The sequence below is a fragment of the Chamaesiphon sp. VAR_48_metabat_403 genome, from assembly GCF_031422475.1.
Classification (GTDB): Bacteria; Cyanobacteriota; Cyanobacteriia; order Cyanobacteriales; family Chamaesiphonaceae; genus Chamaesiphon.
In genome coordinates, this window is sequence record NZ_JANPLS010000517.1 from 21,949 (window position 1) to 35,725 (window position 13,777).

General features: G+C 44.5%; 12 protein-coding genes and 1 pseudogene. 2 read left to right on the top strand and 11 right to left on the bottom strand.

From position 1 onward, the window contains the following. Positions 1-20 precede the first annotated feature (20 nt). Positions 21-2,033, top strand: a complete 2,013-nt coding sequence (locus RMO79_RS24265; protein WP_310485851.1) for a TonB-dependent receptor — start codon at positions 21-23, stop codon at positions 2,031-2,033. Between the two features lie 68 nt (positions 2,034-2,101). On the opposite strand, the gene RMO79_RS24270 is transcribed toward RMO79_RS24265, so the two are convergent. From RMO79_RS24270 to RMO79_RS24285, 4 genes are all read right to left on the bottom strand, one after another. Continuing rightward, a complete protein-coding gene (locus RMO79_RS24270) occupies positions 2,102-2,746 on the bottom strand; it encodes a Uma2 family endonuclease (RefSeq protein ID WP_310485852.1) in 645 nt (214 codons plus the stop codon). A gap of 164 nt (positions 2,747-2,910) precedes the next feature. Continuing rightward, positions 2,911-3,438, bottom strand: coding sequence for a protein tyrosine phosphatase family protein (locus tag RMO79_RS24275; protein WP_310485853.1), 528 nt, complete (start codon positions 3,436-3,438; stop codon positions 2,911-2,913). A 77-nt stretch (positions 3,439-3,515) separates the two neighbouring features. Then, positions 3,516-4,673, bottom strand: coding sequence for a carboxynorspermidine decarboxylase (nspC, locus tag RMO79_RS24280; RefSeq protein WP_310485854.1), 1,158 nt, complete (start codon positions 4,671-4,673; stop codon positions 3,516-3,518). 417 nt (positions 4,674-5,090) lie between these two features. Continuing rightward, positions 5,091-6,923: an SWIM zinc finger family protein gene (locus RMO79_RS24285; protein WP_310485855.1), complete on the bottom strand. Its 1,833-nt coding sequence runs from the start codon at positions 6,921-6,923 to the stop codon at positions 5,091-5,093. A 202-nt stretch (positions 6,924-7,125) separates the two neighbouring features. On the opposite strand from RMO79_RS24285, the gene RMO79_RS24290 reads away from it, so the two are divergent. Next, positions 7,126-7,362, top strand: coding sequence for a hypothetical protein (locus RMO79_RS24290; RefSeq protein ID WP_310485856.1), 237 nt, complete (start codon positions 7,126-7,128; stop codon positions 7,360-7,362). A 156-nt stretch (positions 7,363-7,518) separates the two neighbouring features. On the opposite strand, the gene RMO79_RS24295 is transcribed toward RMO79_RS24290, so the two are convergent. The 7 genes and pseudogenes from RMO79_RS24295 to RMO79_RS24320 all read right to left on the bottom strand — a co-directional run bounded on the left by RMO79_RS24295 (position 7,519) and on the right by RMO79_RS24320 (position 13,003). Then, the gene (locus tag RMO79_RS24295; protein WP_310485857.1) at positions 7,519-7,659 is read right to left on the bottom strand and encodes a hypothetical protein; all 141 of its coding nucleotides are present in this window, start codon (positions 7,657-7,659) and stop codon (positions 7,519-7,521) included. Between the two features lie 57 nt (positions 7,660-7,716). After that, positions 7,717-7,842: pseudogene (locus RMO79_RS24705) on the bottom strand (hypothetical protein); the annotation flags it as partial. Between the two features lie 169 nt (positions 7,843-8,011). Next, positions 8,012-8,266, bottom strand: a complete 255-nt coding sequence (locus RMO79_RS24300; RefSeq protein ID WP_310485858.1) for a hypothetical protein — start codon at positions 8,264-8,266, stop codon at positions 8,012-8,014. A gap of 44 nt (positions 8,267-8,310) precedes the next feature. Then, complete coding sequence (locus tag RMO79_RS24305; RefSeq protein WP_310485859.1) at positions 8,311-8,781, bottom strand: hypothetical protein; 471 nt, start codon at positions 8,779-8,781, stop codon at positions 8,311-8,313. 67 nt (positions 8,782-8,848) lie between these two features. Beyond that, entirely contained in the window at positions 8,849-9,475 is a 627-nt protein-coding gene (locus tag RMO79_RS24310) for a hypothetical protein (RefSeq protein WP_310485860.1), read from the bottom strand. Between the two features lie 24 nt (positions 9,476-9,499). Continuing rightward, the gene (locus RMO79_RS24315) at positions 9,500-10,600 is read right to left on the bottom strand and encodes a peptidylprolyl isomerase (protein WP_310485861.1); all 1,101 of its coding nucleotides are present in this window, start codon (positions 10,598-10,600) and stop codon (positions 9,500-9,502) included. A gap of 333 nt (positions 10,601-10,933) precedes the next feature. After that, entirely contained in the window at positions 10,934-13,003 is a 2,070-nt protein-coding gene (locus RMO79_RS24320) for a hypothetical protein (RefSeq protein ID WP_310485862.1), read from the bottom strand. Positions 13,004-13,777: the final 774 nt, after the last annotated feature.

Consider the following 13,777-nt stretch of genomic DNA (forward strand, 5'->3'; position numbering starts at 1 on the left):
TTTAGCAAGGTGTAAAGATTTTGAATCGACAAATTAATTGGCTGGTAACTACTGCGCGGCATCTAGTTGCGATGTCGATCTTAATTGCAGGTGTATCGTTAGTTTTAGACAGCCATTGCGCGAATGCAGCTCCGCCGCAGGTCGATAGTTCGACGACTGAAACCGATCCAGAACTGACGATCGATGTCACGGGAGAGCGAAAAGTAAATCTACCTAAATCGGCTCCAGTTTACACGATCGATAGCAAACAAATCGAACGGCAGGGATCGAAAAATGTTGCCGACACATTAAATATTTTACCAGGATTTGCAATTAATAATGCTGGCTATGGGGCAGATATTCACACTGGCACTTACTATCGTGGCGCATCGATAAATCAATTTATCATTCTGCTCAACGGTCGTCCGATCGGCAATAATATTAATACTTATCACGGAGCGACAGATCTCAATAGTATTCCAGTTGATGCGATCGATCGGATCGAATTATCTAGTGGTGCTAGTAATATTCTCTACGGTTCGGAAACCTTTGGTGGTGTGGTTAATATCATCACCAAAACTTATCGGGGTACACCACAAACCAATGTATCGGCAGAACTCGGATCTTACGGTCGTCAGAATTATCGAGCGAGTTATACTGGCGGCGATAGTAAATTAAATTACCGCATTGGAGTCGAAAAATATCGGATCGACAATAATTATAGCGTTCCCGTCGGTGCTGCCAATCGCGATCCGGCGACAGGTAAACTGACTAACGCCGATACCGATCTAACTAGCTATTCTGGTAACATTTCAGCGGCAATTAACGATCGCAACCAGCTCGATTTCGACGTAACAAAAACTACCAGTCGGCGAGGTTTAATCTACTTTGGCTTTCCATTTCAACGCGATCGGTTAAACCATGATAATCTCAATTTAGGATTGAATTGGCGATCTCAATTAGCCGCAGACCAAACTTCGACGCTCAATACCACGATCGGTTATACTCAAGATTATTTTGAAACTTTTGGCCCTAGCGGTAACAATAATCGCACGGGTACGCTCGATACTCAAGCCATTACCGGGAGAGTAGACCATACCTGGAAAACGTCGGCGACTAATACGCTCCGCTGGGGTGGTGAAATTCAAAATCGCAAATTAAATGGCACGTCAACTAGCACCGTTCCCAACCGGATTGCTTTTAATGATGTCGAAAATCGCAACGTTTTCAATACAGCTTTATTTGCTGTCGATACCTGGAAAATTACCGATAAAGTTGCGCTAGATTTAGGTTTCCGTCAGAATTTTAACTCGCAATTTGGTAACTATATCAACCCCAGTCTCGGCTCCCGCTGGGAAATTAGCCCCAATCTCGCGCTCCGTGCCTCTCTAGCAGGCGCGCAACGCAACCCCGGACTAGACCAACTATATCTCTACGATACCGTCCACGGCTGGTTCCCCAACCCCAACCTCAAACCAGAAACGGGCGCGACTTGGACTGCTGGATTCGATCTGGCATTTAGTCCCACATCCACCGGGACGATTACCTATTTTGGCAGTAGTTTAAACGATCGAATTGCCACTCAAGCAATTAGCCCAACTGTCACGCAGTGGACGAATATCGGGCAGGTAAACACCAATGGTTTAGAAATTGGCTTCAAACAACAAATAACGCCCCAATGGTCGGCATTTGCCAATTACACCTACACCGATGCCAAAATTCAGACAGGCGCGGAGCGAGGCTTACAACTATCGCTCATTCCCTATTCCGTCGCTCAATTAGGCATCGGTTACGCAAATCGAGGTTGGGAAGTCAATCTTTTGACTAACTATAATGCAGGTACGCGCCGCACATTTTTCAACAATCCCGGACAAGTTAACACCAGTTTCGTGCCATCTTTCCTCAATTTAGATCTCAGTGCGCGGATACCTGTGAGCGAAAATGTTGGACTCAATTTGTATGTCGAAAACCTTGCCGATGTTCAATATGAAAAAGTAAATCGAATTTACAGTCCAGGTAGAACCTATCGGGTTGGCGTTTCGGCTAATTTCTAAGCTTGGTATGCCTAATCTCGGTAGGGACGATTCATGAATTGCCCCTACCGAGCTACCCTAACTATCCACTATTCATTTATCCCTGCTTGCAATACAGATAAAACTTCTTTGAGATCGCCACTCAGCATCGCTGTTACTGCCAACCACAATCCAGGAAATACTTGGCTTTTGACGACACCATTCTCATCGGGTTCGAGGCGAACGTATTCACCATTTTGGAGGCTAAACCAATCTATTTCTTGTTGCAAAGTCCGCCAGACGATATATTCTCGAACTCCATTGCGTTGATATACTTGTTTCTTAGTGTTTAGATCGATCGACACAGTACTAGCAGAAATCTCAGCTACCAATTCTGGCGCACCCAATATGTAGTCATCTTCCGTAGTACTTGCCCCATTTCCTGGAATAAACAGCACTGCGTCAGGCTGAGGTTCATTATCTAGATCGAGACGTACTGTTGGCTCGATGCCTAATTGTGAACCTGGGGTAGCAACCCAATAGGCTGATAGCCAAGCTACAAAGCTAGCATGTGGCTTTGCATGAGATTCAAATCGGAGTGGCGATGCCATGTATACTATTCCTTCGATTAATTCAGCTTTATTACTCCCTTTTTGTCGATCTGGCATGGCAGCATAACGCCGTTCAAATTCATGGCGAGTTAATTTATCGCCATTTTCCAGCAAGGGGACAATTTTTGATGAAGTAGTCGTCATAATTTATTTTCCATAGCTATTTATATTTTAAGTCGATCGAGCATGAGCCACCCTAATTTTTCCGTTCCTGACTAAACTCGCCCCATAACGTGAAATTACCATCTTTATCGATTCGGCCGATCGATAGACTACTCTATTAACTTAGTTAACGATTAATTTATGCTTTATTCGGCAATTGTTCGATCTATAAACTCCTGCCAAACTGGATTGGGAATCCAGATTTTAGCCAACTCAATTTGGGCGGCTTCGTGAGTGAAACCTTCAACGATTCGGCGATACAAATATATAAAACTAGATACACGTAAATTAGCAGCACAATGAACGAAGATCGATCGATCTTCGTTCGATCTCATGACATCACAAAAGCGAGCGAAATCTTCACTAGTCGGTCGATCGAATTTGACTGGAATATGAATATATTCGATCCCCAGCGACTCGACGATCTCTCTTTCGTTCGCCAATGCATTTTCATGGGTGCCTGGAGCAAGATTGATTATCGATCGATAGCCTGCCATTTTAACACTCGATAATTGTGATTCAGTCGGTTGTCCCGCCGTGGCAATTCGATCGGAAAGTTTGAGAAAGTTAAATATATCTTCCAAATTATTACCCATCAGATCGATCGGTGTATATTGACTAATCGATAGCTTGATAAATCTGAAAATAGTTTGAATCGGATTATTAAGATTCATAGTTTTAATTGTACCGTCTTTATCATCGATATTAATGCCAAATCCCCGACTTCTTAAAGAAGTCGGGGATTTGAAACTCAACCCAGTCTCGATCGATAATCTTCATAAGCAAACTCGCGCCATAACGTGAATTTACCATCTTTATCGATCCGTCCGATCGCGGGATGGACAACACCATTAAATGTTGAAGTTTTGACCATTGTATAATGCATCATATCTTCAAAGATAATCCGATCGCCGATCGCTAATTCCTTGTCGAAAGCATAGTCGCCTAAAAAGTCACCAGCCAAACAACTAGAACCACCCATTCGATAGAACGTATCGCCTGCTTCAGGCTCCCGCGCGCCGCGAATTGCTGGCTTGTAAGGCATTTCCAAACAGTCGGGCATGTGGGCGGTAAACGAGACATCTAACATCACGTTTACCACATCATCGGTCGGAATGAGATCTAATACTTTGCCGATTAAAAATCCCGTTTCCCAAGCAATTGCCGAACCCGGCTCCATTAATAATTGAATGTGCGGATGACGAGTATGAAAGGCATTTAACACCTCGATCGCATGGGTGACATTATAATCCTTGCGCGTCATCAAATGACCGCCGCCGAGATTGAGCCATTTTAAATCTGGTAAAAATCGATCGAATAATAGTTCGATATTAGCCAAGGTTTTTTCTAAGGCATACGAGTCGCTCTCACACAAATTATGCGATAAAAATCCATCGATGCCTGCGGGTAAAGTCTCGCCCAAATTTTTAGCCGAAACACCCAACCGCGTTGAGGGCTGACAGGGATTGTAGAGCGCGGTTTTGACTGGCGAGTACTCAGGATTGATTCGCAACCCGATCGAGGGTTTGTGCGGCGTATGAGCGGCGATCTGGTGCTTAAATCTTTCCCATTGCCCGATCGAATTAAAGGTCATGTGCGATGCGAGGGGTAGAATCTCCGGGACATCTTCATCCCGATAGGCGGGCGAATAGACATGCACTTCCATGCCAAATTCCTCAGCGGCTAGCCGTGCTTCCCATAAAGAACTAGCCGAAGCACCCTTGAGAATGGTACGAATTTGGGGGAAGCTATGAAAGAGCGAAAACCCTTTGAGCGCAAGCATGATGCGAATCGGGGCGGCTGCTTGGACTCGAGCGAATATTGCCAGATTTCGGGCTAGCAGTTCTTCTTCTAGTACGAAACAAGGCGATGGAATATTAGCTAAAATTGCGTTGCGATCTGGGTTCATGTTTACTCGAATAATTAGTGGCAGGATTTACACCCATTAGATACTAATATCTTCATGGCTTGTTTTGGGTACTTTAAGCATAGAAAATCTATTCGCTCGATCGTCTACTTTCAGAATTCTATTCGATTATGAATCTTTAACCGGGAATCCATTCGCCGCGCGGATCGAATTACTTTGTTAGCGGTGGAGTCGATAATTACGGCAGTCATAAATGTCCTCTGGTGCTATCTCAAGCTGCTAGTTTAGGGAATGAGGATGACAAAGATCCACAATAGCCACAATCTCAGCGATCGAGTAGGGGCAATGTCTTGACCGAAACGCACGCTGAGGGAACCTCAGCGCGATTTCGGTCGCTTCATGAATTGCCCCTACTCGATCGATGGCATTCAAAACTCAATTTTAGCAAGTCTCTCGCCACTACAAATTTGCATCCTCAATTAAACCCATCAGTTTGCGTTTGCGTCCGTGGGTGGTAATTAACTGCGATCGATATTGCTCCCATTCGGCTTGCCGTCCCGATCGGATATAAGCAGCCCGCGCCCTAGTCAACCAATTTACCGCATCTTCATAAGATTCCGCCTTACCGCGATTCATAATGTCTTCTGCTGGGCGAATTGCCTTGGCAATTACCCATTCTGGGCGATGAGAAATAGCAGCATCCATGACTAACTGCATTAGGTTTCCCCGCCCATAACCATCATTGACAGTCGCGATCGCATCGTCGATCGCATGTTCGTGCAAAAAGATTTGGACTTTGGCTTCGGCATGACTCCAGTTATCCATCGTCTGTAAATGTTTCAGCAGATTGGGCTGTAAGGTCTGCCAAGTGTCGCCTGCGAGTGTTTTGGTTTGTTGATATGCTTGCATCGATGGACGCAGTTTAAATGCGGTTATCCGTGCGCCCAGAGCGGTAGTTAGATCGCCCAATCCTTGGGCTAATTCGCTCGTCCAATCGGCTAATTCGTAGCGATGGCGATCTAGCAGTGGACTCTGACTGATGGTGAAGAACCGATCCTCAGCGGGTGTGGTAGCAATGCAATCGGGTAGCTCCAATCCCGCAGTCGCGATGAGAAGCGATCGATCGAGGGCATCCTGTTCTCGCAATACCTTCGCGACGGCGAGGGCTTGTTGGGCATCTTTGATGCGAATGCTGGCAGCCATGACTTCATCGATCCGTCCCAATTGTGCCAGCAGCACCAGGTATTCTTCAACTAAATCCTCCGCCCGTGCGAGGTTCAGATACTCTGGGTAGCGTTCCTGGAGATTCAAGATTTCGAGCCGAATCCGCGCTAATTTGTCTGCATAGTTCGGTCGTCCATCTGCCCACAGATCCTCACTTTCCCCTTGTAGAACGGCTAGCAGCTCCGGTGTATCCCAGCCTTGACGCAGTGCTTCAGCACAAATCTCAAATTCACCACTAAGCCGATCTTGCCATTCTTCTAAATTCACCTGTAAATCGACAGCTTCTGTAGATAATAATTCGGCTGTTAACACCGCCGCCGCCCACACCGGATCGAGCTGTGCGACGATCTCGTCGCCTTCGCCGCCATAATCGGCAATCTCGTCCCAATCCTCGACGCAAGCTTCGGTAATGGCTGCTAAAATTACCAGCGCATTATTACCATCGCCGCGATCGATAAAAGCTTGCGCTTGGGCTAAAATCTCTGGTAAATCCTCATCGATCGGATTTTCTTCTCCTCCATCTTCCCAATGCTCCAAACAGTGTCGCATCATCTGTTTGGCTTGGTAACGATAGGGTTGAGGATCTACACTCGTCTGACGTTTGGGGCGAGTTTCGGATGTAGAGATTTGCTGAATAATGGGGGGCAAAATTTTGGTGACGAATCGATCGATCCGATCTATTAAGTCAGGTTCTTTAGCTACTAATTCTTGAACTAGTGTCTGAGTTTGAACGAGATTTAATCGATCTAATAACTCATTTAAAGACAAACGTTTGTGAATGGTTCCCGGTATGCGGATCGAAGTCAGAGCCACTGCGACGATGTGCTTGCACCAGCCATCCAAACTATACTCGCAGGTGCATTGCGTTTCAGTCACGCCACCAGCATCAAACTGAATGGTGACACGATAGGGTTCGACATTATTGCCTTCGACTTCACCATAAAGACAATTTCCCCGCTGACACAGATCGACGATCGCACCCTGTTGGTAGTATGATTCACCCCGCTGGAAAGATTTGTCGGTAGTGCGATATCGCAGGGTGGTTTCATCGAGATTCGCGATTTTCATGACAGTAGGCTCCGCCGGATGATGTTGATGTTCGAGATTTGCTGGGTAAGTAGCCTCATTGTAAGAGCAGTAGCCACCATACTGTAATGACCATACTCACAGGCCGCCGATCGAAGTTAAAATGAAAGCATCCCCGTCAGCGTCAACTAACAGGGATACCAGGGCTATTAAATCCAATCGACTCGAATATCTATCGACCATTATGACCCAATCTAACGAACCAAACGATCGACGGCTAGATCGTCAACTGAGAACGATCTCCCGTAGAGTTAACCGTCTTGAAGATACCCAAATCACCTGGGGCGAACTTAATATCGAGTTCGACCGTCTCTATGATGAAGTTGATGAACTGAAAAAGGAAATGAATCAGCGGTTTGATGCTCAAGATGCCAAAATCGACATCATTCTGCGACACATTACCGGATCTGGCAATTCATAAGTAATAATCGATCGCCAAAATGCCCAGCCCAGTAGCCGCTACTCTGAAATAAAAGTAGAATTTACTGGGGCTGGGCGATGGAATTTATTAAACTCGGTGTAAGTTGAGTTCGATCGAGTAAAAATACTCGGTTTAATATATTTAAGAATCGTTAATCTAACGATGTTTTTTATCAATTTCACCTTCAAAAGGTTGCACGCCCGTTGCGGGATATTCGTTGCGATCGAGTCCAAAGATTCTGGCTGCTGCTGCGGCAAAATAGCCGATGAAACTGTCGAGCATGGTGGCAATTTTCATAATTTGACCCCTACTTTAGGATTTATTTAGTTGTCTAAAGCTCTTCGACTAATTTAATTATAAATTATCTCCGGTCGGGGCATAATTAGCGTAATAGATATTTACAGAATTTGCATCCCATACCTTGACGCTACGATCGACTCCACTACTGGCAAGGGTTTTACCATCAGTACTGAATTTTACCGAATAAACAGCACCCTACTGGCAGTTGCGATCGTGTTACTATCTGGTAAAAATGCTACGCCACTTCTCTATAGGAATATTTTTATCGAATGAGGATGCTTACTAATTAGCACCCTCACACATTGATTATGTAAGGATGCTAATAAATTAATATCTAAGACAGGCTATGCTATTTGGGTTCGACTGGTTTGTATTCTAGTGTTAAAGATTTGAGATGGGATTGATACGGTGCAAACTTTTCTTTTTGAGTAACTCGACTCATTGCGATCGGATAGGTAATCACAACTAGCGCGAATATTCCGACTAATCCGACTACATATTTATGGAGTTCTCGTGCGGAAATTCTAACTGGGTTATCGATCGCATTGACAGTATTACGCGATGCGGTTAAGTTGTCGCTGAATTCTTGAGGTAGCTCATTCATAATTAACTGCTTGAGATGATATTAAAGATCGGAACTGGTGTAAATTAGACTAATGGCAGATAAGGGAAAATGGGATGCCAACTCATTGCCGTTGCTGCAACAATTAGCCCGAATGCCCATAAAAAGATCGTGCTGGTTTTAACTTGCTTATTTTTAAGCAAATTGTGTAAGATAATCCAGCTTACCAACCAGCTAACTAAGAGCATGGTTTCTTTACCTGTATAGCTACCAATATTGCCCCACAATTTATCGCCAGTGTCGCTACCGGGAATCCATTTGCCGAGTCCCCAAATAAATTTTTCTCTTTCTTTAGATGTATCGGCAAGATGGTGAGCTACCATCATGGTAAAGCAACCGATTCCGGCACTAATTAAAGCCGCTGCTGCCGTTCCAGATGTTGCAGGCGGGTTATTTGAGCCTCTAGCTAAACCTGCGGGGAATTGCTTGAGAGTTGCCCATACTTTTCCATAGATGGGTGGGTTAATTGACACTTTTTTAGAGTGAGTATTTGTCATTGTAGATTGTGGGTTATGGATTAAAAACGATCGGATTTTTTCTGGCTGCTACTTCTGAAAATATGAGTTAGAGTGCGTGAATTTTAGCGATGCCTAAACCAGTGACTAAGCCACCCATCGCAAAGAACATCAAACTCATGAGCGCGACGCAAGTAGCTGATAAAACGACGCGATGTTTTTTATCTAAAATTGCATCGCCATACGTCCATAAAATCCAGGCACAAGCCACACCGATGGGAAGGGTGAATAAAACGCTAAATTCGTGATATTCCATCAACACATATTGGGCTAGTGGGCTATTTTCTTTGAGCCAAGCTCTCGCACCGCCAAATGAAGCATCGGCACGATAGCGCATATATGCCCAGTTACCGCTGGCAATTGCTAAAAATGCGATCGAAGCTGCCCAAAATGTGAGCGTCCGTACTTGGGGTAAAATCTTCGCAGAGCCGCGTAAGAGTGGGAATGCTAAATGTCCGGTGTAGACGGCGACAACGGTGGCTAGCAGGGAGCCAAAACCATGTATGGCACCAATCGATCTTTGCCAGGGGCTAGGATGTAAGAGGTTGAAAAATGGCAGGAATAAAAATATGCCCGCAGAAAGAATGCTCAATCCATAGATACAAACTTGAGCTAGATCTAATTGCTTGGGAAATTCCCGTTCGATTGATGTTTCTGTAGATGTGTCGATTGTCATTAGTTATTAATAATTAGAAATGGATTAGTTACGAGAATTGCCGATACTTATTTGCGGAGGGTCTAAACGATGAAACATCTTTAATGCTACGATTTCCAATCCTAAAAACATGCAAAAGAAGCATAAGAAAGAAATGGCTTTTTGACGATTCCAAAATCTTCGGGGACGAACGATAGTTCGAGCCAGATGAGATTGGGGGACAAAAAAGCTAGAGGAAGTACGAGCATATTGACGATCGTCAAAAACATCGGCAGCGGATGTTAATTTCGGGAAAAAGAAAGAAGATGTTGGCTCCATTAGATCTGAATCGATCGCTCGGTCTTCGATGATTTCTACTGATGGTAACATTCCCGATCTTTCACTTACTAGATCTAGTTCCTCCGTCAATTCAGGATCGTTCACTGAATCTTCTACAGCAAACAAACCCAATCTAGTGGAAATCTGCTGCTGAATCCAGTTGTCGAATAGTTCATCTAGTAATACCCTATTTAAATTATCGTCTAATTCTGCAAGAATATATCGCTCTAATCTTAAAAATGTATGTAGATTATCTAATGTAAAAATTGGTGATATTTCGTCTTTCTTGAGACTGAGTAAATACATGGAAAGGGCTGGAAAAGTTCGCTCGATATCGGTGGCACTAACTCTACCGCCATCTTTAGCCGTATTGCCTTGAGAATATTCAAAAGCTAATTCGGCAAAGGATTGTTCGCCTCGCTGAACTCTAAAAAATAGCTCTTTAGCCAAGCCTAAATCGTTTACTTGAATGATGGAAAATTCGACTCGATCGAGGACGCTTTTTCGCTTTAAATAATAACTGTATACTTGACCTGCCCATCGAGCTTGTTTGAATTTTTGTAATTTTAAGTGGCGATCGACAATTTTATAAAGCTGGAGTTGATTTAATCCTTGATATTCGGCAAGTCGGCTAATTCGATCGCACCCTTCGGCAAACTCTTCGCGATTGTAAGGAATTTTACCATCGATTTCTGTTTCCCACTCTGCTAGAATCTCATCGATAATCATCTCTCTGAGTAACTGTGGTAGCAGCGCAGAATTACTCAATTGCTCGCAAATTGCATCTGTAGTAAATGTGCGTTTTCCAACTTGAACCGTTGAGGACATGACTGACAAATTTGATTGTTATAGATTTTAAAATTATCGATGCACCAGCAGAAATTTAGATCCGGCTCGGCTACTGCCGACTGCTAAATTTGGGTAAAGCCTCCCCCTCGATTAGGCTACGGTGTATATAAGTCTATTAGACTTCGCTTTGAGATCTGAATCCCCCAACCCCCTTGGAAAGCTTGCTCTTAAAGTCCCCCTTTCCAAGGGGGATTTAGGGGGATTCACACCAATTTCGCTTCAAGCTAGAGATGTGTATACACGGTAGCTCTATTAGGGGAAAGCTAAGGTAAAAACTTTGTGTCAACTCAAGCCAATTTGTCTATTTACCAATTACACAGGTAAGCCAACATTCAACACTGGTAGTTGAGTGTTAACCAGTAAAGGATCGACATTAGTACCTAAAACAGCACTCGGACTGGTTGGCTCGCCAATGCCACTTGTTGATGCAAATAATGGCATAACCGGACTATCGTTAGCTCTGACACTATCGCCTGCTGCAATTGTCGTGCCTGTTACTTTTGCCATTTCTGTACTAACAGCACTAGCCGCAGTTCCCATCATGGAGTTAGGAGCCGCACCGCTAACAACTTGCGCTACTTGAGCGGGAGTAAAGACGTTTTTATTTGCAATCCCTTTTAACTCATAAGCGCGAGTACCAACCGTATCTTTACCAGTCACGGCATCTTTGTAAATAAAAGTCCCGGTGGCGGCAATATCCCCAAAGTTGTTAATACCGACAGCATTAGTCAAGACGACTTTTGCACCGTTATAGAGGATCGGTTCGGTAACTAGACTATTCAAGTCGGTAATTTTTCCTTCACTCCACACGAAGGCATGGTTTTCTAGTGTTTTGCCATCAGCCCCACCTAAAATCGTGGTTTGAGAGGAACCAACAACGGTGCCGAAGGAGTTAATCCCGGTGACAGAGCCTGTTTTACCACCTAAGCTACCTAAATCGGTGAGCTTTCCATCGCGGAGGATGAAGGGGTTGGTAACTGCGGCTGTGCCACTTAGCCCGTTACTTTTGGCACCGATAATGTCGCCATTATCGTTAATATCGCGCAAGCTAGCTTGTGCCGCACCAAAGGTACCAAGATTTTCGAGCTGATACACACCTTTAGCATCCTTATTCCAGGTAACTGCGGTGTTGACAGCAACATCGTTGAGAATACCATCACTATCGATCGAACCAACAAGTTGCCCTTTGTTGTTGATACCCTGTGCGGTACCACCATCGCCACCTAAATCGGCGAGATCTGTCACTTTGCCATTCTCAACCAAAATGGGGTTTTCAAAAGCATTAGAGAGAATATTCCGTCCAGCATATTGCTTGCTGTTGTTAGTATCGAAGTAGTAGCTTTCTAGTCCACCAAAATCCTCGACTGTGAGTTTGTATTTGGCAGTTCCTTCTTGCTCCCAAGTGATGGCTCTGTCGGTTGCGATGGGAATTGGTTGACGAACTTCATCGACAGTCCCAAACACAACGCCCCTGTCGCCGATCCCTCGGACATTAGCTACTAGCATATTAATGGTTGTACCATTAGGTGCCCCAAAGTCTGACTCACCTTTTTTTACCCCAACGTTGGTAAGTGCTGTGAGTTTACCTTTTTCCCAGACAAATCCTTGGCGGATAATGTTGTTGGGTTGGAGAACCGCTGTGGTGGCATTCTCGTTGATAAAGGTACCAGCAGTATCGTAACGTCCGCCAATTTGTCCAAAGTCATTAATCCCACCCGCAACTACGTTGGCATTAAGATTGGTCGTATTAAACGAACCTAATTCGGTTGCTTTGTAGCTAAACAGGGGCGTACTATCGACTAACGATCCTGTAGCTCCTGTCACACCTTTGATGGTTGCCAGCAAGTCTGTCCCATTCATTACCAGGGTATCTGCCCTTTTGGTAGTAAATGTCAGAGATTTACCCATTAAGCTTTCACCCAAACGAAACTTGTCTTTGGTGATGTCGAATCCGGTAATAGTGACATCGCCGTTACCAGCTTCGAGGACGATTTTGTTGTTACCGCCGCCGAGATCGACTTTATCTTTGCCAGTACCAGCATTAATAATGCTGTTACCAAATATTGCGGAGATAGTGTCGTTACCCGCACCGCTGTTGGCAACACTGTTCCCAGCTCCCAAAGCGATGTTGTCGCTACCTTTGCCAGCTAAAACGCGATTATTGCCACTGCCAGCATTAATGACGTTCTTACCGTCGCCAGCATCGATAAAATCATTATCGTCACCAGTGGCGATGACATCATTTTCTTTACCCGTCCTGACTAGGTTAATCCCGCCGCCAGCCGAGATATTAGTCTTAAAATTACCACCATCGATGATGTCATTGCCCGCTCCGGTAGTCGTCGGAACGTTATTTTTAGCTGTCGTGTACGTTGCTGCCATAATGGTCTGAATTATATTGTGAAGAGATGTTGTGACTCAATTTAGATGAATTGGCTGGATTAGCCTCGGCAGGGAGAATTTTCCGTAGGCAAGGCTTCGCCAACGTTTACAATCTAGGTAAGTTATTTATTTTGCTGCTGACCGATCCCTTCACGCCTAGTAACTACAGTTATCAGGATAGTTAAGACGATCGGTTGGCTTTTTTGTGACTTGGCAATGCTCTGAATACCCCATAACTATTTGTTAGATGGTATCGATCGAACTTGTTGCAAAATAGTCTCATTTAATATAGCACCTATGTCAGATTACAGAGTGATAAGTTTCACGATCTTTTCAACATGCGAGCGGTCTATTGCATTAAAAACGTTAAACTCAGCAATTCGATCGATAGCTAGATCTCAATCACAGAGAGGTTTTTCTACATTACCTCAGCCATTATGCTGATGTCGCTGACAACCGATCGACAACCTGTTAATATTACTTTAAACTTAAATTATTATCATTAAAGGCTTTAGGCTTTAGGGAAGAAGGGGAAAAGGGGAAAGCGAAAAGTGCGTTCTTGGGGTTTCCCCAAGTGAAGCACCTTTTCAAGACAGGGGAAATAAATATCTATCTCCCCCCACACGCCCCACACGCCCCACAATCCCCACAATCCCCACAATCCCCCCCCCCCCCCGCCCAAATTACACCACACAAGCAAAAAACCACGACGTGTTAGCCCAAAAAATTGCGTTTGGTGAATTATAAAAGGGAGAAATTGGACGTTTTTGCGAC

What these genes read in the sequence shown, in the direction of transcription:
- RMO79_RS24270 (WP_310485852.1), bottom strand. Translation starts at nt 2,746, where the DNA reads ATGACGACTACTTCATCAAAAATTGTCCCCTTGCTGGAAAATGGCGAT.
- RMO79_RS24275 (WP_310485853.1), bottom strand. Translation starts at nt 3,438, where the DNA reads ATGAATCTTAATAATCCGATTCAAACTATTTTCAGATTTATCAAGCTA.
- nspC (WP_310485854.1), bottom strand. Translation starts at nt 4,673, where the DNA reads ATGAACCCAGATCGCAACGCAATTTTAGCTAATATTCCATCGCCTTGT.
- RMO79_RS24285 (WP_310485855.1), bottom strand. Translation starts at nt 6,923, where the DNA reads ATGAAAATCGCGAATCTCGATGAAACCACCCTGCGATATCGCACTACC.
- RMO79_RS24290 (WP_310485856.1), top strand. Translation starts at nt 7,126, where the DNA reads ATGACCCAATCTAACGAACCAAACGATCGACGGCTAGATCGTCAACTG.
- RMO79_RS24295 (WP_310485857.1), bottom strand. Translation starts at nt 7,659, where the DNA reads ATGAAAATTGCCACCATGCTCGACAGTTTCATCGGCTATTTTGCCGCA.
- RMO79_RS24300 (WP_310485858.1), bottom strand. Translation starts at nt 8,266, where the DNA reads ATGAATGAGCTACCTCAAGAATTCAGCGACAACTTAACCGCATCGCGT.
- RMO79_RS24305 (WP_310485859.1), bottom strand. Translation starts at nt 8,781, where the DNA reads ATGACAAATACTCACTCTAAAAAAGTGTCAATTAACCCACCCATCTAT.
- RMO79_RS24310 (WP_310485860.1), bottom strand. Translation starts at nt 9,475, where the DNA reads ATGACAATCGACACATCTACAGAAACATCAATCGAACGGGAATTTCCC.
- RMO79_RS24315 (WP_310485861.1), bottom strand. Translation starts at nt 10,600, where the DNA reads ATGTCCTCAACGGTTCAAGTTGGAAAACGCACATTTACTACAGATGCA.
- RMO79_RS24320 (WP_310485862.1), bottom strand. Translation starts at nt 13,003, where the DNA reads ATGGCAGCAACGTACACGACAGCTAAAAATAACGTTCCGACGACTACC.